Origin of the sequence: Lutimaribacter pacificus, assembly GCF_900142185.1 — a bacterium.
Classification (GTDB): Bacteria; Pseudomonadota; Alphaproteobacteria; order Rhodobacterales; family Rhodobacteraceae; genus Lutimaribacter; species Lutimaribacter pacificus.
This window is the reverse complement of the sequence record NZ_FQZZ01000001.1, coordinates 403,252-420,450: the sequence shown is the minus strand read 5'-3', so window position 1 is coordinate 420,450 and position 17,199 is coordinate 403,252. Positions and strand designations below refer to the sequence as shown.

The 17,199-nt window shown below is 66.0% G+C and carries 20 protein-coding genes; 10 read left to right on the top strand and 10 right to left on the bottom strand.

Going from position 1 to position 17,199, the window contains the following annotated elements; genetic code table 11:
• Nucleotides 1-149 precede the first annotated feature (149 nt).
• Together miaB and F3H87_RS02065 are read right to left on the bottom strand one after the other, a co-directional pair.
• Entirely contained in the window at nucleotides 150-1,463 is a 1,314-nt protein-coding gene (gene miaB, locus F3H87_RS02070) for a tRNA (N6-isopentenyl adenosine(37)-C2)-methylthiotransferase MiaB (protein ID WP_149786687.1), read from the bottom strand.
• A 75-nt stretch (nucleotides 1,464-1,538) separates the two neighbouring features.
• Nucleotides 1,539-2,279 (bottom strand): hypothetical protein, encoded by a 741-nt coding sequence (locus F3H87_RS02065; protein WP_149786688.1) that lies wholly within the window; start codon nucleotides 2,277-2,279, stop codon nucleotides 1,539-1,541.
• Nucleotides 2,280-2,647: 368 nt separating this feature from the next.
• Here F3H87_RS02065 and F3H87_RS02060 point away from each other — a divergent pair, with 368 nt between their 5' ends.
• The gene (locus F3H87_RS02060) at nucleotides 2,648-3,514 is read left to right on the top strand and encodes a glycosyltransferase family 2 protein (RefSeq protein WP_149786689.1); all 867 of its coding nucleotides are present in this window, start codon (nucleotides 2,648-2,650) and stop codon (nucleotides 3,512-3,514) included.
• A gap of 322 nt (nucleotides 3,515-3,836) precedes the next feature.
• Here the strand turns inward: F3H87_RS02060 and F3H87_RS02055 are convergent, their stop codons facing one another.
• Genes F3H87_RS02055 through argH form a run of 3 tightly spaced genes read right to left on the bottom strand, consistent with a single transcriptional unit; the run spans nucleotide 3,837 to nucleotide 5,690 of the window.
• Nucleotides 3,837-4,151 (bottom strand): DUF2834 domain-containing protein, encoded by a 315-nt coding sequence (locus F3H87_RS02055; protein WP_149786690.1) that lies wholly within the window; start codon nucleotides 4,149-4,151, stop codon nucleotides 3,837-3,839.
• A 1-nt stretch (nucleotide 4,152) separates the two neighbouring features.
• Complete coding sequence (locus F3H87_RS02050) at nucleotides 4,153-4,302, bottom strand: argininosuccinate lyase (protein ID WP_149786691.1); 150 nt, start codon at nucleotides 4,300-4,302, stop codon at nucleotides 4,153-4,155.
• Entirely contained in the window at nucleotides 4,299-5,690 is a 1,392-nt protein-coding gene (gene argH / locus F3H87_RS02045; protein WP_149786692.1) for an argininosuccinate lyase, read from the bottom strand. The genes F3H87_RS02050 and argH overlap by 4 nt, the downstream gene beginning before the upstream one ends.
• Nucleotides 5,691-5,711: 21 nt before the next feature.
• Here argH and F3H87_RS02040 point away from each other — a divergent pair, with 21 nt between their 5' ends.
• From F3H87_RS02040 to F3H87_RS02030, 3 genes are all read left to right on the top strand, one after another.
• Nucleotides 5,712-6,317 (top strand): TlpA disulfide reductase family protein, encoded by a 606-nt coding sequence (locus tag F3H87_RS02040; protein ID WP_149786693.1) that lies wholly within the window; start codon nucleotides 5,712-5,714, stop codon nucleotides 6,315-6,317.
• 430 nt (nucleotides 6,318-6,747) lie between these two features.
• Nucleotides 6,748-7,140, top strand: coding sequence for a hypothetical protein (locus F3H87_RS02035; RefSeq protein ID WP_149786694.1), 393 nt, complete (start codon nucleotides 6,748-6,750; stop codon nucleotides 7,138-7,140).
• Nucleotides 7,137-8,075, top strand: coding sequence for a sterol desaturase family protein (locus tag F3H87_RS02030; protein WP_149786695.1), 939 nt, complete (start codon nucleotides 7,137-7,139; stop codon nucleotides 8,073-8,075). Before F3H87_RS02035 ends, F3H87_RS02030 begins: the two co-directional genes overlap by 4 nt.
• Before the next feature lie 11 nt (nucleotides 8,076-8,086).
• On the opposite strand, the gene F3H87_RS02025 is transcribed toward F3H87_RS02030, so the two are convergent.
• A complete protein-coding gene (locus F3H87_RS02025; protein WP_149786696.1) occupies nucleotides 8,087-9,073 on the bottom strand; it encodes an NADPH:quinone reductase in 987 nt (328 codons plus the stop codon).
• A gap of 79 nt (nucleotides 9,074-9,152) precedes the next feature.
• Nucleotides 9,153-10,727, bottom strand: coding sequence for a bifunctional metallophosphatase/5'-nucleotidase (locus F3H87_RS02020; protein WP_149786697.1), 1,575 nt, complete (start codon nucleotides 10,725-10,727; stop codon nucleotides 9,153-9,155).
• A gap of 124 nt (nucleotides 10,728-10,851) precedes the next feature.
• On the opposite strand from F3H87_RS02020, the gene F3H87_RS02015 reads away from it, so the two are divergent.
• The 3 genes from F3H87_RS02015 to arsC are packed head-to-tail and all read left to right on the top strand — an operon-like array spanning nucleotide 10,852 to nucleotide 12,580.
• Nucleotides 10,852-11,190, top strand: coding sequence for a DUF952 domain-containing protein (locus F3H87_RS02015; protein WP_149786698.1), 339 nt, complete (start codon nucleotides 10,852-10,854; stop codon nucleotides 11,188-11,190).
• Complete coding sequence (locus tag F3H87_RS02010) at nucleotides 11,187-12,245, top strand: quinone-dependent dihydroorotate dehydrogenase (protein WP_149786699.1); 1,059 nt, start codon at nucleotides 11,187-11,189, stop codon at nucleotides 12,243-12,245. Before F3H87_RS02015 ends, F3H87_RS02010 begins: the two co-directional genes overlap by 4 nt.
• Complete coding sequence (arsC, locus tag F3H87_RS02005) at nucleotides 12,236-12,580, top strand: arsenate reductase (glutaredoxin) (protein ID WP_149786700.1); 345 nt, start codon at nucleotides 12,236-12,238, stop codon at nucleotides 12,578-12,580. Before F3H87_RS02010 ends, arsC begins: the two co-directional genes overlap by 10 nt.
• Before the next feature lie 36 nt (nucleotides 12,581-12,616).
• On the opposite strand, the gene F3H87_RS02000 is transcribed toward arsC, so the two are convergent.
• The 3 genes from F3H87_RS02000 to F3H87_RS01990 are packed head-to-tail and all read right to left on the bottom strand — an operon-like array spanning nucleotide 12,617 to nucleotide 14,857.
• The gene (locus tag F3H87_RS02000) at nucleotides 12,617-13,939 is read right to left on the bottom strand and encodes an MATE family efflux transporter (RefSeq protein WP_149786701.1); all 1,323 of its coding nucleotides are present in this window, start codon (nucleotides 13,937-13,939) and stop codon (nucleotides 12,617-12,619) included.
• Nucleotides 13,932-14,441: a PaaI family thioesterase gene (locus tag F3H87_RS01995; protein ID WP_149786702.1), complete on the bottom strand. Its 510-nt coding sequence runs from the start codon at nucleotides 14,439-14,441 to the stop codon at nucleotides 13,932-13,934. The genes F3H87_RS02000 and F3H87_RS01995 overlap by 8 nt, the downstream gene beginning before the upstream one ends.
• Nucleotides 14,438-14,857, bottom strand: coding sequence for a PaaI family thioesterase (locus F3H87_RS01990; protein WP_149786703.1), 420 nt, complete (start codon nucleotides 14,855-14,857; stop codon nucleotides 14,438-14,440). The genes F3H87_RS01995 and F3H87_RS01990 overlap by 4 nt, the downstream gene beginning before the upstream one ends.
• 125 nt (nucleotides 14,858-14,982) lie before the next feature.
• Between F3H87_RS01990 and F3H87_RS01985 the strand changes: the two genes are divergently transcribed.
• The 3 genes from F3H87_RS01985 (at nucleotide 14,983) to F3H87_RS01975 (ending at nucleotide 17,182) form a co-directional block, all read left to right on the top strand.
• Nucleotides 14,983-16,122, top strand: a complete 1,140-nt coding sequence (locus F3H87_RS01985; protein ID WP_149786704.1) for a putative manganese transporter — start codon at nucleotides 14,983-14,985, stop codon at nucleotides 16,120-16,122.
• A 63-nt stretch (nucleotides 16,123-16,185) separates the two neighbouring features.
• Nucleotides 16,186-16,560: a MerR family transcriptional regulator gene (locus F3H87_RS01980; protein ID WP_149786705.1), complete on the top strand. Its 375-nt coding sequence runs from the start codon at nucleotides 16,186-16,188 to the stop codon at nucleotides 16,558-16,560.
• A gap of 220 nt (nucleotides 16,561-16,780) precedes the next feature.
• Entirely contained in the window at nucleotides 16,781-17,182 is a 402-nt protein-coding gene (locus F3H87_RS01975) for a MerR family transcriptional regulator (protein ID WP_149786706.1), read from the top strand.
• Nucleotides 17,183-17,199 lie beyond the last annotated feature (17 nt).

Genomic DNA, 17,199 nt, shown 5'->3' with positions numbered 1-17,199 from the left:
CCGACCACCCTCACACCTACAGAATGTAGCAAATTCAGACCGCTGTGAAGGGAAAAAGCGGGTATATTGTTTCCCCGCCGGAAACATCGGGCGCAAAACCGTCCCCACGGCCCGGCTTTGCCCGCGCGGACGGGCGCGGGGCCGGCGGTTCAGACGATTTCGCCGGCCAGAGAATTGGGGCCGCTTTGCGTGATTCGAACCCGGGCGATGCTGCCGATTTCGGCGCGCGGGTCGGTCACGTGCACGGCGTGCAGGTGATCGGACTTGCCCACCATCTGCCCCGCCATCCGGCCCGGTTTCTCGAACAGTACGCCAACCTCGCGGCCCACCATCGCGTCCTGGATCGCGCGCTGCTGTTCGGTGATCAGCGCCTGCAACCGCGCCAGCCGTTCGCTGGCCACATCCGGGTCGACCTGCGCACGCTCGGCCGCCGGGGTGCCGGGGCGGGTGGAGTATTTGAACGAAAACGCCTGCCCGTACCGGACCTCGCGGATCAGGTCCATCGTGTCCTCGAAATCGCGGTCGGTCTCTTCGGGGAAGCCGACGATGAAATCGCCCGAGATCAGGATGTCGGGCCGCGCCGCGCGGATGCGCTCGATCAGCCGAAGATAGCTGTCGCGGTCATGGCTGCGGTTCATCCGCTTGAGGATGCGGTCGCTGCCCGACTGCACCGGCAGGTGCAGGTAGGGCATCAGCTTGGCGCAGTCGCCATGGGCCGCGATCAGGTCGTCGCTCATGTCGTTGGGGTGGCTGGTGGTAAAGCGGATGCGCGCCAGCCCGTCGATGCGGTCCAGTTCCCGGATCAGCCGCGCCAGCGACCAGTCGGCGCCGTCCGGGCCGGCGCCATGATAGGCGTTGACGTTCTGGCCCAGCAGCGTGATCTCGCGCACGCCGCGCTCGACCAGGTCGCGCGCCTCGTCCAGAACGCGCGTGACCGGGCGGCTGACCTCGGCGCCGCGGGTATAGGGCACGACGCAGAAGGCGCAGAACTTGTCGCAGCCTTCCTGCACGGTCAGGAACGCGGTCGGGCCGCGTTTCGCCTTGGGGCGGGATTTCAGGATCTCGAACTTGTCCTCGACCGGGAAATCGGTATCGAGCGCCTTTTCCCCCTGCCCCGCCTTCGCCTCAAGCTCGGGCAGGCGGTGATAGCTTTGCGGCCCCACCACCAGGTCGACCATCGGCTGGCGGCGCATGATCTCTTCGCCCTCGGCCTGCGCCACGCAGCCTGCGACCCCGATCTTGAGGTCGGGTTTGCCCGCCTTCAGCGCCTTGAGGCGGCCAAGCTCGGAATAGACCTTTTCGGCCGCCTTTTCGCGGATATGGCAGGTGTTGAGCAGGATCATGTCGGCATCTTCGGGGCTGTCGGTGGTGACATATCCCCGCCCGCCCAGCGCCTCGGCCATGCGTTCGCTGTCATAGACGTTCATTTGGCACCCATAAGTGCGGATGTATAACTTCTTCATTTCACAGCCTTTTCAACACAGGGCAGGGTCACAGGGTCACAGGGTCACTTGTTTTGTCACAAATGGTCACGGATGTCACACATGGTTTTCTTGGTCCGAGACAGCTTTGAGGTAGTGATCCACGATGTCCCAAGTGCGCGTAAGAATATCCGCCCTACCGTCGCTATCGAAACTCGCAAGACCACCGTGACGCACTTGCTTTGCTGCATCGCTTATTGAGCGAATTCTCTCCTCGCTGACACCAGATACTTCTCTGAACTTTTCCCATTGCCCTGCGCGATCGTCGATATCTACGTCATGAAGTGCTGAGCAGTGATTTCGCAGAGCCTCAATCGCACGATAACAATAGAACGCCGTATCATCAGCGTGGCGCATAGCCGAAGTCAGATCGGTCAATGATCGGCTGACAAACATTCCATGCTCTTTTCCAACCAGCGCACGAATACGTTTCAGGTTCGGTTCGACTTCAACTGCCTTTCTCGGCTCAGAGATGCACCGGACGTCAATACCGTAAACATAGTCGATGCCCCTCGAAGGCTGCAGGACGCGGGTAATCTCTATGTCATACGCATGGCCCTTGAGGTATCCAATGGCGGCGACATCAATGCCCACAAGGTTGAGGACAATGTTTCGAAGAGTGGCGATGTCCCACTCGGCCTCGGTGTGGATTTGGACGGCAAGCTGATTGTTGATGACACTCACTTCTGCCCGGCCTCTACGCCCAGTGCTGGGATGTTCAAATTCCAGCATGGGTGTATTGAATGTGAGTATGGCTCGTTCAGGCAAGATTTTTCCAAAGAACGTGTACGTTTCCATTGTATTTCCATCGAAAATTCAGAGAGATGTTGGGCATCCGAGTTACAGAAGAAACCCTTACGATATCGGTGCAACCCAAACTTATGCGGGCCTTACGATATCGCGAATGTGGTTGGCTCCTTATTTTCAAAGCCAGAACTCGTCTATTTACACGTGATTTCAGAAAGTCCTACTGGTCGTCAAATGATGAATTTGTTGTAGACGTTCATCTGACAGCCATAGGTCTTGATATAGAGTTTCCTGGCCTCACCCATCGCGCCGGTCCCGTCCTGTCGCATTGCGCGTCCCTATACCAGAACGGTCCCGCCTTGCAATGCGGGGCGAATTGTCCGAGGTTCCGCAGCAGTCACGATCAGGTCACGGGCAGTATGCATTACCCATCGTTGAAAGAGTTTCTGGACAAGGGCAAGGCGGCGCTGGCCCGCGGTCCGGTGGCGCTGATCCTTGCCGAGGACGAAACCGAGGTCGACAGCACCCTGCGCCACCACCTGAGCTGCGGGTTCCGGGCGGTGATCCTGCTGGCCCCGGCAGATCTGCGGCTGGCGGCGGACGTGGCGCAAACGGTGGTGCGCGTCGATCATGACACGCTGGCCGACAACGCCCTGACCGACGCGGTGAACACGGTGATCGGGGCGGCGCCGGGCACGTGGCTTTATTACTGCTACAACGCGGAATACCTGTTCTACCCGTTCTGCGAGACGCGCACCGTGGGCGAGATGCTCAGCTTTCACGCCGAGGAACGGCGCGACGCGATGCTGACCTACGTGATCGACCTCTATGCCGGCGATCTCTACGCCCACCGCGACGCCGTGTCGCTGGAGGATGCGCATCTGGACAGGTCGGGCTATTACGCGCTGGCCCGCCCCGACCCGGTCACGAAGGAACCAAGGGAGCGGCAGCTCGATTTCTTCGGCGGGCTGCGCTGGCGCTATGAGGAACATATCCCCGCGCCACGCCGCAAGATCGACCGGATCGCGCTCTTCCGGGCCAAACCGGGGCTGCGCCTGCGTGACGATCACACCTTTTCCGACGAGGAATATAACACCTATGCCTGCCCCTGGCACCACAACCTGACGGCGGCGATCTGTTCGTTCCGCACCGCCAAGGCGCTCAAGCGCAATCCGGGATCGACCTTCGATATCGAAACCTTCCGCTGGCACAACTCGGTGCCCTTCGAATGGCATTCGCGGCAGTTGCTGGACCTCGGCCTGATGGAGCCGGGGCAGTGGTTCTGAACGGAGGGTGAGCCGCACTTTGCCATGCGGGGCAAGCCGCCGTTTGGGCCGTTCACAACAGAAGGGTATCGCATGGCCGCGGTTGGGCGATCCGACATCTGTGAGTGGCAGTTTATCGTGCAACCACTTCCTACCCCTGACCGTGGCACTGTCGGCGCCCAATCGCCCGGCCGGGGGGCGGCCGTGCGATGCCCGGGCCGCTGCGCGGCTGTTCCGGGCCGGGTGCGCCGGTCATATGTGGTGGCAGGCCTCAACCCCGTTGGCTGGCGGTCGGCCATCCTGCAATCCAAAACAGGCGCAACAATTCCACAGACAGGAAAACTCAGACCGGCCTTGTGCGCAGGAACAGGTAAAGCGGCAGCCCGCAGCTTACTCCGATACAGAAGGTGGCCGGGATCGCCGCCAGCGCGGTCCAGTTGCGGCGGGTGGCGACCTCGGCCAGAATCCAGAGGGTCAGCGCGATGGCGGCAATGGTCAGATCCCATGTCAGCCCGGTGGTCGAGGCGTTCACATACCATGCGTCGATCACCCCCGACAGGCCGGTGCCGGTTTCCGCCATGTGACGGATGAAATGATACATCGGGTGGATCGCGCCCCAGACCGCAAGCCCCAGATAGGTCATGCGCAGCGGCGACATCTCAGTTCGTGATCCCGATGGTGACCTCGCCGCTGACCGAAACCCCGGTCGTGTTCGAGGCGTCCACCCCCAGCACGGGGCGGATCGGCTCACCATCCGCGCCGCAAGCGGCAAGCAGGGCAAGGGCAAGGCAGGCGGCGATCGTTCTCATCCCAGAACCTCTTTCCAGCGGGCGATCTGCGCGCGCACCTGATCGGGCGCGGTGCCCCCGTAGGATGTGCGCGACGCGACCGAGTTTTCAACCCCGAGCACGCCGAACACGTCCCCGGTGATCGCGGAATGCACCGATTGCATGTCGTCCAGCGTCAGATCCGGCAGGTCGCAGCCCTTTTTCTCGGCCAGCGCGACCAGCGTGCCGGTGACGTGGTGGGCATCGCGGAACGGCATGTTCAGCACCCTTACCAGCCAGTCGGCAAGATCGGTCGCGGTGGAAAACCCGCTGCCCGCCGCCACTGCCAGGCTGTCGCGGTTGGCCGACATGTCGCGCACCATGCCCTCCATCGCGGCCAGCGCCAGCATCAGGTTGTCGGCGGCGTCGAACACCTGTTCCTTGTCTTCCTGCATGTCCTTGGAATAGGCCAGCGGCAGCCCCTTCATCACCGTCATCAACGCGACATTGGCACCGAAGATGCGGCCGATCTTGGCGCGGATCAGCTCGGCGGCGTCGGGGTTCTTCTTCTGCGGCATGATCGACGAGCCGGTGGAAAACCTGTCGCTCAGCGTGACAAAGCGGAACTGCGCGCTGGACCAGATCACCAGTTCCTCGGCAAAGCGCGACAGGTGCATCGCGCAGATCGAGGCAGCGGCCAGGAATTCCAGCGCGAAATCGCGGTCGCTGACCGCATCGAGGCTGTTGGCCGCGGGCCGGTCGAAACCCAGCTCCGTCGCGGTCATGTGCCGGTCGATCGGGAACGAGGTGCCCGCCAGCGCGGCGGCGCCCAGCGGGCTTTCGTTCATCCGTGCGCGCGCATCCCGGAACCGGCCCAGGTCGCGGCCGAACATTTCCACATAGGCCATCATGTGATGGCCCCAGGTGACGGGCTGCGCGGTCTGCAGATGGGTAAAACCGGGCATCACCCAGTCGGCCCCGGCCCCGGCCTGCACCAGCAGCGCGCGGATCAGCGCCTCAAGCCCCTGCAGGGCGGCGTCGATCTGGTCGCGCACCCACAGTTTGAAATCGGTGGCCACCTGGTCGTTGCGCGATCGCCCGGTATGCAACCGGCCCGCCGGTTCGCCGATCAGGTCTTTCAGCCGCGCCTCGACATTCATGTGGATGTCTTCCAGCGCAGTGGAAAACTGGAACGTGCCGCCCTCGATCTCTGACAAAACGGTGAGCAAGCCTTTCCGAATGGCCTCGGCGTCGCTATCACTCAGGATGCCTGTCGCCGCCAGCATCGCGGCATGGGCGCGCGAGCCGGCAATGTCCTGTGCCGCCATCCGCCGGTCGAACCCGATCGAGGCGTTGATCGCCTCCATGATCGCGTCCGGGCCCGCGGAAAAGCGGCCGCCCCACATCTGGTTCGAGCTGTCGTTACCCATGTCTGCCCCTTCGGAGGAAAAATGCGTCTGAAACGGTCTTTGGTGCTTTATACGGCCATCGCCGCCTGTGCAATTGCAGCGATCGGCTGGGTCGCGGTGAAAGACCCCGCGCAGGTGATCCCCGCCGGGCTGGAAAACCGCGCCGCGCTTGAGGGGCTGCGCACGGGCGACATGAAGAAACTGCAGTTCCATGCCGCGCCCAAGGCGGTGCCGGACATCACATTCAACACGGCAGAGGGCGGCAAGGCCACGCTGGCCGATTATGCCGGCAAGGTGACGGTGGTAAATTTCTGGGCCACATGGTGCGCGCCCTGCCGCAAGGAGATGCCGATGCTCGATGCGCTGCAGGACGAGTTGGGCGGCGACGGGTTCGAGGTGGTCACCATCGCCACGGGCCGCAACGCGCCGCAGGCGATGAAGGCGTTTTTCGACGAGATCGGCGTCAAACACCTGCCGCTGCACCGCGACCCGAACTCGGCGCTGGCGCGCGGCATGGGCGTGCTGGGCCTGCCGGTGACGGTGATCCTGTCGCCAGAGGGCGTCGAGGTGGCGCGGCTGACCGGCGATGCCGACTGGTCTTCGGACAGCGCCAAGGCGATCCTGCGCACGATGATGCCGACGCGGTAAAAAGCTTTACGTCCTACGATGCGGACAAGGCTGCCGCTTGAACGTCACACCCTGCCCGGAACGGCCGCGCAGCGGCCCGGGCATCGCACGGCCGCCTCCCGGCCGGGCGATTGGCAGCCGCCAGTGCCACGCTTTGAGGGAGGACGTGGCGGCACGATAAACTGCCCCTCACAAATGTCGGATCGCCCGACCGCGGCCATGCGATGCCCTCTGCTGCGCTCGACTGGAAACGCAGGCTCAGGGCCCGGACCCGGCATTCGCTGCATACTCTTCAAACGACTGCCCTGCGCGAAATTGCCGTCGCTTGATATCGCCCCCACGCGGGCAAGCCCCGAAAGCTTCAGGCAAACGCCCTCCCTGCCTGACCCGACGGCCCCTTTGACAAACGGCCCCCTGCACGGCTTTCATGGCGGCGACAAAGGGAGGTGCCATGCCGTTGCATATCCTTGGCATTTTGGTGGTCGGCGGTATCGCGGGGGTCGCGGTGCTGTTGCACCTGCTCGGGTTGTCGCGGGTCAGGCGGTTCGGGGACGAGGCCGCCGCGCGCGCCGCCTGGGCGGCCGAGTTTCCCGACATCCCGGCAAACCGCGCGGTTTTGTGCCGGAACCGCGCGGCGGCGCTGATCGAAACGCCGCAAGGGCCCGGCGTCGTCTGGCCGATGGGCGCCGACAGCACGGCGCGGTTCCTGACCGGCGCGCGGATCGCCCGCAGCCGCGACGGGCTGACCATCCGCCTGCCCGATTACACCGCCCCGCGCATTCGCCTGACGCTCGATCCCGACGAGGCCGAGGCGTGGCTGACCGACCTGGAGAAAACCGCATGAGCGATCAGCTGACCTATCCGGACGTGGTGCAGATGGCGGTGCCGTTCTTCATCGCCGCGATCCTGATCGAGCTTTTGTGGATCGTCCTCAAGGGCCGCGGCGGGCGGTACGAGACACGCGATGCGCTGACCAGCCTGATCATGGGCGCGGGCAACGTGATCTCGGGCATCGTGCTGGGGTTCATCGCCTACGGGTTCTTCATGGTGCTGTGGGACATCACGCCGCTGGACCTTGGCACCGCGTGGTATGTGGTGCTGCTGTGTTTCGTGCTGGACGACCTGCGCTATTACTGGGTGCATCGTTTCGGGCACCGCATCCGCTGGGTCTGGGCCAGCCATGTGAACCACCATTCCAGCCAGCATTACAACCTGACCACCGCGCTGCGGCAGACATGGACGGGCACCTTTACCTTCATGATGATCGTGCGCGCGCCGCTGATCCTGCTGGGGTTCCACCCGGCGATGGTGCTGTTTTGCGGCGGGCTGAACCTGATCTACCAGTTCTGGATTCATACCGAGGCGATCGGCCGGATGCCGCGCTGGATCGAGGCGGTGATGAACACACCCAGCCACCACCGGGTGCATCACGGGCGCAATCCGCGCTACCTCGATGCCAATTACGCCGGTGTCTTCATCATCTGGGACAGGATGTTCGGGACCTTCGTGCCGGAGCTGGACGAGGAAAAGCCCGATTACGGGCTGGTGCGCAACCTTGGCACCTTCAATCCGATCCGGGTGGCGTTTCACGAATGGGTGGGCATTTTCCGCGACGCCACGCAACCGGGGCTGACATGGCGGCAGCGGCTGGATTACTGCATCAAGCCGCCGGGCTGGAGCCATGACGGCAGCCGCGACACGTCGGAGGCGATCAAGCGCAAGCACCTGGCCCGCAACCCGCAGGATGCAGGCACGCCCGGCTTTCCCGAGGGCGGCTGAGGCCCGCGCCATCAGGTTTCCAGCAGCACCGCGCCGGCGCGCCCGCCGGATTCGATGCATTCATGGGCGCGCGCGCAATCGGCCAGCGCGAAACGCGCGTGGATTGCGGGCGTCAGCGCGCCCGCACCGATGGCGCGGTGCAGCGCGTCGATGGCCGCCGCGCGAGGCGCGTGTTGCAACAGGTAGATCAGCACGATGTCGATGGTGATCGCCTTGAAAAGAAAGGCCCCGAAGGGCAGCACCGGGTTCATGTCGAGCGCCGAGCCATAGGCCGCGACGGTGCCGTTCTCGGCCATCGCCGCGGCCAGCATCTGCGCATTCACGCCGAACTCGGTTTCCACCGCGCGGTCGATGCCCCGCCCATCGGTCAGGTCCACCAGTTTCGCGGACAAGTCCGGGTCGCGGTAATCCAGAACCTCGGCGGCCCCTGCCGCGCGCACGCGGTCGGTGTCGCGGGCGGAACAGGTGGCGATCACCCGCGCGCCGGCCCAGGCGGCAAGCTGCACCGCGTTGTGGCCCACGGCCCCGCCGCCGCCCGAGATCAGCAGCGTCTTGCCCGCCACGTCGCCGCCGCCCAGAACCGCATGTGCCGCCGTCAGGCCGGGAATGCCCAGCGTCGCGCCGATTTCCGCGCCGATCCCGTCGGGGCGCGTCACCGCCTGTTCGGCGGGCAGCGCGATATGGTCGGCCGCGGTGCCGAATGCGCGCCGCCACTGGCCGTTCCAGATCCAGACCGGCTCGCCCACCCGCGCCGGATCGACACCTTCGCCCACCGCGACGATCTCGCCCGCGCCGTCGGAATGCGGGATGATCCGGGGAAAGGGCGGTTTCGTCACGCCGGGGCGGCTGCCCGCGCGCGCCTTGACGTCCGACGGATTGGCGCCCGAATGGCTGAGTTGCACCAGAACCTCGCCCGGCGCGGGATCGGGCGTGGGCAGGTCTTTAAGTTCCAGGACCACGGCCGCGGGGCCGAATTCGGAATAGGTGATCGCTTTCATGATGTCCCCCTGTTTCGCGGCAAGGCTAGGGGATTTCGGGCGGGCCGGGAAGGCCCGCGCCGATATATGCGCGCCGCGCCTATTGCGCGGCGATCCGCCCGTCCAGATAGGGCGTGTAGGGCGCGTTCTCGGCCAGGAATTCGGCGGTGACATCCGCAAGGTCGGGGCCGAAATCGTAGACATTCGTGGCCTCGGACGCGAACATCGCATAGCCGTCGCCGCCGTTGCGCACATAGTTGTTGGACACCACGCCATAGGTCTTGTCCGGGTCGAGCGTGGCCCAGCCATCGGCGCCCATCACCTCGGCCGAGATCACGCGGGCACCCGGTTCGGCCCCGGGATCGTAGGCGAATTTCATCCCCGCCACCTGCGGGAAACGCCCGGCGCCGTCCTCGACCTGGCTGAGCCCGTTTTCCAGCGCCGCAAGCATCACCGCGCCGGACACGTGGAAGGTCGACAGCGTGTTCTGGAACGGCAGCACGGTCAGCACCTCGCCCATCGTCACCTCGCCCTCGTCGATCGAGGCGCGCAGGCCGCCGCCGTTCTGGATGGCGATCTGGATGCCCTGATCGCGGACCCGCGCCAGCATCGCGTCGGCCACCAGGTTGCCCATCGTGCATTCGCCCGCGCGGCACGATCCGCGCTCACCGTCGATCGGCTCGGCGGTTTCGGCCACAACGCGGCTGCGGATCTCGTCCAGCGGCTGTGCCAGTTCGGCGATGCGCGCGACGGTGCCTTCGTCTTCGGGCACGGCGGCGTCCATGATCAGCGGCTCGCCCGTGGCCTGAACCATCTCACCGGCATCGTCGAATGTCACGGTCAGTTCGCCCAGGAACTTGCCATAGGCATAGGCCGACACGATGGCGGTGCCGTTCACCATCGTGGGATAAGGCCCCTCGGCATTGTCGGCGGTGTTGGACAGGTAGGTATTGGTGTGCCCGCCCACGATCACGTCAACGCCGGTGGTTTCCGCCGCCACGCGCTGATCGACGCCATAGCCGGAATGCGACAGCACGATGATCTTGTTCACACCCTCGGCGGTCAGGCGGTCGACCTCGGCCTGCACGGCATCGACCGGATCGGTGAAGGTGATGTTGGGGCCGGGGCTGGCCAGCTCGTCGGTGTCCTGCGGGGTCAGGCCGATCAGGCCCAGCCTTTCGCCGCCGCGTTCGATCACGGTGGATTTCTTCAGCACGCCCGCCAGTTGCGGCTCGCCCGAGACATCGGCATTCGACATCAGCACGGGAAATTCCACCGCGTCCATGAAGCCGCGCAACACCTCGGGGCCGTCGTCGAATTCGTGGTTGCCCACGGTCATCGCGTCGTAACCCAGCTTGTTCATGAACTCGGCCGCCATCCTGCCCTTGTAATAGGTGTAGAACAGCGTGCCCTGGAACTGGTCGCCGCCATCGAACAGCACGGTATTGTTCGACCGCTGCCGCGCCTCGGCGATGGCGCTGACCAGCCGCGCGGTGCCGCCGAAGCATTCGCCCGCCGCGTTATCCTCGGCCGAACAGCCGCTGTCGTATTTGCTGATCGGTTCGAACCGGGCGTGGAAATCGTTGGTGTGCAGGATGGTCAGGCTGTAATCGGCCTGCGCCATGCCGGCGCACAGCATCAGCGCCGCCGCGCTGGTCATCGGTCGGAAGGGCATGGGGAATCTCCCTGTTGGTTTTCTGGTATTGGTGGAATGGTGCAATGGCCCGCGCCACCTGTCAAAGCCCGCTGCGGCGGTAAGCCGCTTGACCGCGCGGCGGTGCAAGGGCAATGAGCATCCCATGCTGATCTACAAGATATTCCGTGCCCCCGAATGGGACGCGCTGAACCGGGCCGGCGTCACCGCCGGCGCGCCGGTGGATGTGGCCGACGGGTTCGTGCATTTTTCGACCGCCGAAACCGTGGCTGAGACCGCCGCAAAACATTTCGCGGGCGAGGACGGGCTGATACTGATCGCCTGCGAGGCTGAAGCGATGGGCGAGGCGCTGAAATGGGAGGTGTCGCGCGGCGGCGCGCTGTTTCCCCACCTCTACCGCGAGATGCGGATCGCGGATGTCGCGTGGTCGAAACCGCTGCCGCTGGCGGGCGGCGTGCATATCTTCCCGGAGGGGCTGTCATGAGCGGGTTGGAACGCCTGGGAATTGCCGCGCTGCGCCATGTCGAGTCCGAACGCGCGCACCGGCTGGCACTGGTGGCGCTGAAATCGGGGCTGGCGCCGCTGCCCGGCACCGTCACCTCGGACCGGCTGCGCACGCGGCTGGCCGGGCTGGAGCTGCCCAACCCGGTGGGGCTGGCCGCCGGGTTCGACAAGAACGCCGAGGCGCTGGCGCCGCTGGCGCGCGCCGGCTTCGGCTTTGTCGAGGTGGGGGCCGCGACGCCCCGCCCGCAGCCGGGCAACCCGCGCCCGCGGCTGTTCCGCCTGACCGAGGACCGCGCGGCGATCAATCGCTTCGGCTTCAACAACGAGGGGATGGAGGCGATCGGCGCAAGGCTGGCCCGGCGGCCCGCAAACATGGTGCTGGGGCTGAACCTGGGCGCGAACAAGGACAGCGCCGACCGGGCCGAGGATTTCGCCCGCGTGCTGGCGCATTGCGGCGAATGGCTGGATTTCGCCACGGTCAACGTGTCCTCGCCCAACACCGAGAAGCTGCGCGATTTGCAGGGGGCCGAGGCATTGTCGGCGCTGCTGGCAGGTGTGATGGCGGCGCGGAGCGGGCTGCCGAAACCGATCCCGGTGTTCCTGAAGATCGCGCCGGACCTGTCGGATGCGGAGCTGGGCGAGATCGCCGATGTGGCGCGCGTCTCGGGTGTGGATGCGATCATCGCCACCAACACCACCCTGTCGCGCGAGGGGCTGCAAAGCGCCCATCGCAATCAGGCGGGCGGGCTGTCGGGCGCGCCGCTGTTCGAAAGATCGACGCGGGTTCTGGCGCGGCTCAGCCAGGTGACGGCGGGCGAAATGCCGCTGATCGGGGTGGGCGGCGTCAGTTCGGCCGAGGACGCCTATGCCAAGATCCGCGCCGGCGCGAGCGCGGTGCAGCTTTATACCGCGCTGGTGTTCGGCGGGCTGTCGCTGGCGGCGCGGATCGCGCGGGGGCTGGACGAATTGCTGGCGCGGGACGGGTTCGCGCATGTCGCAGACGCGGTCGGCACCGGACGGGAGGAATGGCTGTGATCACCTTTTGGCATAATCCGCGCTGTTCGAAATCGCGCGCGGCGCTGGCGCTGCTGGAGGGCAAGGCGGACCTGACCGTGCGCCGGTACCTGGAGGACGCGCCGGACGAGGCCGAGCTGCGCCGTGTCCATGCCCTGCTGGGCGGCCCGGTGATCGGGATGGTGCGGGTAAAGGAGCCCGCGTTCCGTGCGGCGGGGCTGACCGCGCAGGCATCGGACGACGCGCTGTTCGCGGCGATGGCGGCCGAGCCGAAGCTGATCGAGCGGCCGGTGGCGATCACCGCCGACCGTGCCGTGATCGGACGCCCGCCCGAGGCGGTTCTGGGACTGCTCTGACGGGGTTTCGGACCGGCTGCGCCGGTCCGGGGCAGGTCAGCCCGCGGCCACGGCGCGTTCCAGCGCGGGGTAGCGCAGGGCCAGCGTCAGCCCCCGGGCAAGGAACGAGATGTGCAGCGCCAGCCATAGCCCGTGGTTTTCCATCGGCCCGATCAGAAGCATTACGGCGGCGGCGTAGATCGCGGCGGACACGGCCATCATGTTGCGCATGTCGGCGCTGCGGGTGGCGCCGATGAAGATGCCGTCGAACATGAAGGGCACGAGGCCCAGAAGCGGCGCGACCGCCATCCACGGCAGGTAGGCGCGCGCCGCGGCGCGGACCTCGGGGGCGGTGGTCATCGTGTCGATGATCGCCGGGCCGAAGATGGCGAACGCCGCCGCCATCACCAGCGCCGTCACCGCGCCCCAGACCGAGGCCATGACCGCCGAACGGCGCACCAGGTGCGCGCTGCGCGCGCCGACCGCGTGGCCCACCAGCGCCTCGGCGGCAAAGGCGAACCCGTCCATCGCGTAGCCGGTGACATGCAGGAATTGCAGCAGGACCTGGTTGGCGGCCAGCGTCACGTCGCCGAACCGCGCGCCCAGCAGCAGGAAGGACACGAAGATCGCCTGCAGCAGCAGCGAGCGGATCAGGATGTCGGTATTGACCACCGCCATGCGCCCGAGCTTTTCGCGGTCGAAGACGCGCGCCCAGTCGCGCCAGTCGGGCACCCGGAACGCCGCCCGGCACAGCCACAGCCCGAAGGCCAGCCCCGTCCATTCGGCGATGAAGGTGGCGGTGGCGACGCCGCCCACCCCCCAGCCGAGGCCGAGGACGAACCACAGGTCCAGCACCACGTTCAGCCCGTTCATCCACAATTGCAGCAGCAGCACCGCGCGGGTGCGTTCCTGCGCGATCAGCCAGCCGGTGATGCCGTAGATCGCGATGGCCGCCGGGGCCGACCAGATGCGGATGCGCATATAGGTGGCGGCCAGCGCCTCGACCTCGTCGCTGGCCGGCGCGGCGAGGAAGCCGGCGCGGATCACCACGCCCTGCAACGCGATCAGCAGCACGCCGCCCGTCAGCCCGATGGCCAGCGCGCGGGTCAGCAGCGCCGCCACCTCGGCGCGGTTGCCCTGCCCCTCGGCCTGCGCCGTCAGCCCGGTGGTGCCCATGCGCAGGAAACCGAAGATCCAGTAGATCGCCGACAGGATCACCGCGCCCACGCCGACCGCGCCGATGGGCGCGGCCTGCCCCAGTTGCCCCACCACGCCGGTATCCACCGCGCCCAGGATCGGCACGGTGACATTGGCCAGAAGGATCGGGATCGCGATCTTCAGGACGCGTTTGTGGGTCAGGGGCGGTGTGGCGTCACTCATCCCGGCGCGGCATCAGGAAATGGCCGGTGGCCTGCGCGAAGGCGCGGTTGCGGTTGTCCTGCCATGCCTCGACATAGACGCTGGCATAGCGCCGGCCCGAGCGGTTGACCTTGGCCCGCGCATAGGCGTCGCGCGGGAGGCCCGAGCGCAGGTAATCCACCGTAAAGTCAATGGTCTTGGGCAGGCGCGGCAGGTGGCCGGTGATCAGTTCGTTGGGGTCGAGCTCGCCACGCTCCAGCTCTTCCCAGAGCACGGCCCAACTGAGGCCGATCACCGCCGTCACCTCGAGAAACGCCGCCGTGACGCCGCCGTGGATCGCGGGCAGCAGCGGGTTGCCGATCAGCTTGTCGTCGAAGGGCAGCACGGCCGTCAGCTCGTCGCCGCGGCGGTCGAACTCGATCCCGAGGAACTTGATATAGGGCACGCCATGCACCAGCGCGTTGAGCGCGGCATCGCGGCGCTGCTTGACCACCTGCACGGGTTCGGGGCGTTTGCGGCTCATTTCACGCCCTCCACGGTGAAGGTGCCGGTGGCGGTGGCCACGGGGTTGTCCTCGTCGTCATCGAGCGCCCAGGCCCGCAGGAAGGCCACCGTGCGCGTCAGGTGATAGCATTCGGCGCGGGTGCGGATCGCCTGGCCCGGCGTCGCCGCGCGCATGTAGTCGATGCGCAGCCCGATGGTGGCGGTGGCGCCGGGGTTGGCGGGATGGGCGATCACCGCCGCGCCGCAGGTGGTGTCGAGCAGCGCATAGACCGCGCCGCCATGGATCACCCCCGTTTCGGGATCGCCGATGAACCGCTCGTCATAGGGCATCCGCATTTCGGCGGTGCCGTCGCCGATTGCGGTGAACTCCATGCCCAGTGCCCTGGCATGAGGGATCGCCTCGGTGAACTGGCGCGCCATCCTGACCTTGTCCATGCCCCTGCCCCCTGCTGCGGTTCGCCTTGCTGTCGCGGCCCAAGTTATTCGGGCTTGTCTTCCTGTGTTCAAGTGCTAACTTCTGCAATTGCGACTTATTCTCAATTGCAGAAGCGGAGTGCCCGATGACGACTCAAACCATGCAAGCCGCCGACAGGGTCGGATTCGGCCGCCCCCCGAGGCCCAGGCGACTGGCGGTGGCGGTAGCCCTGCTGGCGCTCGGCCTGGCGCCGGGCGAGTTCGGGGCGCTGACGCGCGGGCTGATGGTGGACGCCTATGTGCAGGTCTCGGCCTTCGTCGCGGCGACGCTGCTGCTGTTCTACGGGGCCGAACGGGTATTCCGCTTCGATATCGGCCAGGTGCTGAACAATGCACGCACCGCACAGGTGCCGATGGCGGCGCTGCTGGGGGCAACGCCGGGCTGTGGCGGCGCGGTGGTGGTGGTTGCCGCCTACGGCTCGGGGCATGTCAGCTTTGGCGCGGTTGTCGCAACGCTGACCGCGACGATGGGCGACGCGGCGTTTCTGCTGATCGCAACCCGGCCCGAGGCGGCCGCCGTGGTGCTGCCGCTGTCCTTCGGCGTGGGCATCCTGTCGGGCTGGATCATCGACGGGCTGAAGATGGCACCGGCGCTGGCGCAATCCGGCCACGGCGGCGGGATCGCACCGCGCATCGGGCCGCAGCGCAAGCGGGATTTCGCCTTTCTGGCGGTGGCGCTGCCGGGGCTGGTGCTGGGCATCACGCAACTGACCGGCGCCGATATCGGGGCGGTATTCGGCCCCGGCACGATCCTGGCCATCGGCCTTGCCGGCACCGCGATCGGCGTGGCGATCTGGGCCACCTCACCGGTGCACGCCATGACCAACCCGGCCGACGGGCCGGTGACGCGGATGGCGGAAGAGACCTCGTTCATCTCGGTCTGGGTGATCGGGGCCTACCTGGCCTACGATTATGCCGCCGCCTATGCCGGACTGGATATCGAGGCGATGTTCGCCGCCGTCGCGCCGCTGCTGCCGCTGATCGCGATCGCGGTCGGGTTCGTGCCGGGCTGCGGGCCGCAGGTGCTGGTGACGACGCTCTATATCAACGGGCTGGTGCCGTTCTCGGCGCTGGTGGGCAACGCGATCTCGAACGACGGCGACGCGCTTTTCCCCGCGATCGCCCTGAACCCGCGCGCGGCGGTCCTGGCCACGGTCTATTCCGCCGTGCCGGCGCTGATCGTGGCCTATGGCTTCTACTTTTGGGCGCCGGGCTTCATGAACTGACGTAGCGGCATTGACGCCGCGCGCGACGCGGGTAAGGTCGGGCCCTCACCGGAGGCTGGCACGATGTCCGATACCCGACTGACGTTCAAGGAAATGTGCGCGAGGTTCGATGTAACCCCGCGCACGCTGCGGTATTACGAGTATATCGAGCTGCTTTCCCCCGAGCGTGATGGCCGCGCGCGATTCTACGGCCCGCGGGAATGCGCGCGCATGACGCTGATCCTGCGCGGCCGCAGGTTCGGCTTTCCGCTGGAAGAGATCCGGCAATGGCTGCTGATCTACGAAAAGGAAGGCACCGAGGCGCAGATGTATGCCTGGATCGACATGGCCGACCGGCAGCTTCTGGAACTGGCCGAGCAAAAGGCGCAGCTGGACGAGGCGCTGGCCGAGTTGCAGGATTTGCGGAACGACACCGCCAAAAGGCTTGGAATCGACTGAGCGCGGCGCTCGCGCCGGGTAAGGATTTCCCGACCGTCGCCCGCCTGCCCCTGCGTGGGCAAAGTAAGGAAATTGCGCGGGCCGCGATTGACGCGACCTGATCTTACGTCAACTTGCAAGTGACGTGACGTCCCGGTTACGTCAACTTTATTCGCTGTTGTATCGACGGTGTCATACACGCAGGTCATGCTCCATGACACAAGCATCAAAGAGTTGTTCCATGTCCGAAAAGACCATGACCATCCGCGAGATGTGTGACGAATTCGGCGTTACCCCCCGCACCCTGCGTTTCTACGAAGCCAAGGAATTGCTGTTCCCGATCCGCGAGGGACAGAAACGCCTGTTCACCCGGCGCGACCGCGCGCGGCTGAAGCTGATCCTGCGCGGCAAGCGCTTCGGCTTCAACCTCGAGGAAATCCGCCAGCTTCTCGACCTCTACCATGTGGGCGACCAGCAGCAGACACAGCTGACCCGCACCTACGAGATCGCGCAGCAGCGGCTGGACGACCTGATCCGCCAGCGCGACGAGCTGAACACCGCCATTTCCGATCTGCAGGAACAGATGAAATGGGGCGAAAAGATCATCGCCTCGATGAACCATCAGAAAAAGGCGGCCGAGTAACCGGCCGCCCGCCACCC

Coding starts and splice junctions, on each gene's coding strand:
- miaB (WP_149786687.1), bottom strand. CDS start 1,463: ATGAAGAAGTTATACATCCGCACTTATGGGTGCCAAATGAACGTCTAT.
- F3H87_RS02065 (WP_149786688.1), bottom strand. CDS start 2,279: ATGGAAACGTACACGTTCTTTGGAAAAATCTTGCCTGAACGAGCCATA.
- F3H87_RS02060 (WP_149786689.1), top strand. CDS start 2,648: ATGCATTACCCATCGTTGAAAGAGTTTCTGGACAAGGGCAAGGCGGCG.
- F3H87_RS02055 (WP_149786690.1), bottom strand. CDS start 4,151: ATGTCGCCGCTGCGCATGACCTATCTGGGGCTTGCGGTCTGGGGCGCG.
- F3H87_RS02050 (WP_149786691.1), bottom strand. CDS start 4,302: ATGAGAACGATCGCCGCCTGCCTTGCCCTTGCCCTGCTTGCCGCTTGC.
- argH (WP_149786692.1), bottom strand. CDS start 5,690: ATGGGTAACGACAGCTCGAACCAGATGTGGGGCGGCCGCTTTTCCGCG.
- F3H87_RS02040 (WP_149786693.1), top strand. CDS start 5,712: ATGCGTCTGAAACGGTCTTTGGTGCTTTATACGGCCATCGCCGCCTGT.
- F3H87_RS02035 (WP_149786694.1), top strand. CDS start 6,748: ATGCCGTTGCATATCCTTGGCATTTTGGTGGTCGGCGGTATCGCGGGG.
- F3H87_RS02030 (WP_149786695.1), top strand. CDS start 7,137: ATGAGCGATCAGCTGACCTATCCGGACGTGGTGCAGATGGCGGTGCCG.
- F3H87_RS02025 (WP_149786696.1), bottom strand. CDS start 9,073: ATGAAAGCGATCACCTATTCCGAATTCGGCCCCGCGGCCGTGGTCCTG.
- F3H87_RS02020 (WP_149786697.1), bottom strand. CDS start 10,727: ATGCCCTTCCGACCGATGACCAGCGCGGCGGCGCTGATGCTGTGCGCC.
- F3H87_RS02015 (WP_149786698.1), top strand. CDS start 10,852: ATGCTGATCTACAAGATATTCCGTGCCCCCGAATGGGACGCGCTGAAC.
- F3H87_RS02010 (WP_149786699.1), top strand. CDS start 11,187: ATGAGCGGGTTGGAACGCCTGGGAATTGCCGCGCTGCGCCATGTCGAG.
- arsC (WP_149786700.1), top strand. CDS start 12,236: ATGGCTGTGATCACCTTTTGGCATAATCCGCGCTGTTCGAAATCGCGC.
- F3H87_RS02000 (WP_149786701.1), bottom strand. CDS start 13,939: ATGAGTGACGCCACACCGCCCCTGACCCACAAACGCGTCCTGAAGATC.
- F3H87_RS01995 (WP_149786702.1), bottom strand. CDS start 14,441: ATGAGCCGCAAACGCCCCGAACCCGTGCAGGTGGTCAAGCAGCGCCGC.
- F3H87_RS01990 (WP_149786703.1), bottom strand. CDS start 14,857: ATGGACAAGGTCAGGATGGCGCGCCAGTTCACCGAGGCGATCCCTCAT.
- F3H87_RS01985 (WP_149786704.1), top strand. CDS start 14,983: ATGACGACTCAAACCATGCAAGCCGCCGACAGGGTCGGATTCGGCCGC.
- F3H87_RS01980 (WP_149786705.1), top strand. CDS start 16,186: ATGTCCGATACCCGACTGACGTTCAAGGAAATGTGCGCGAGGTTCGAT.
- F3H87_RS01975 (WP_149786706.1), top strand. CDS start 16,781: ATGTCCGAAAAGACCATGACCATCCGCGAGATGTGTGACGAATTCGGC.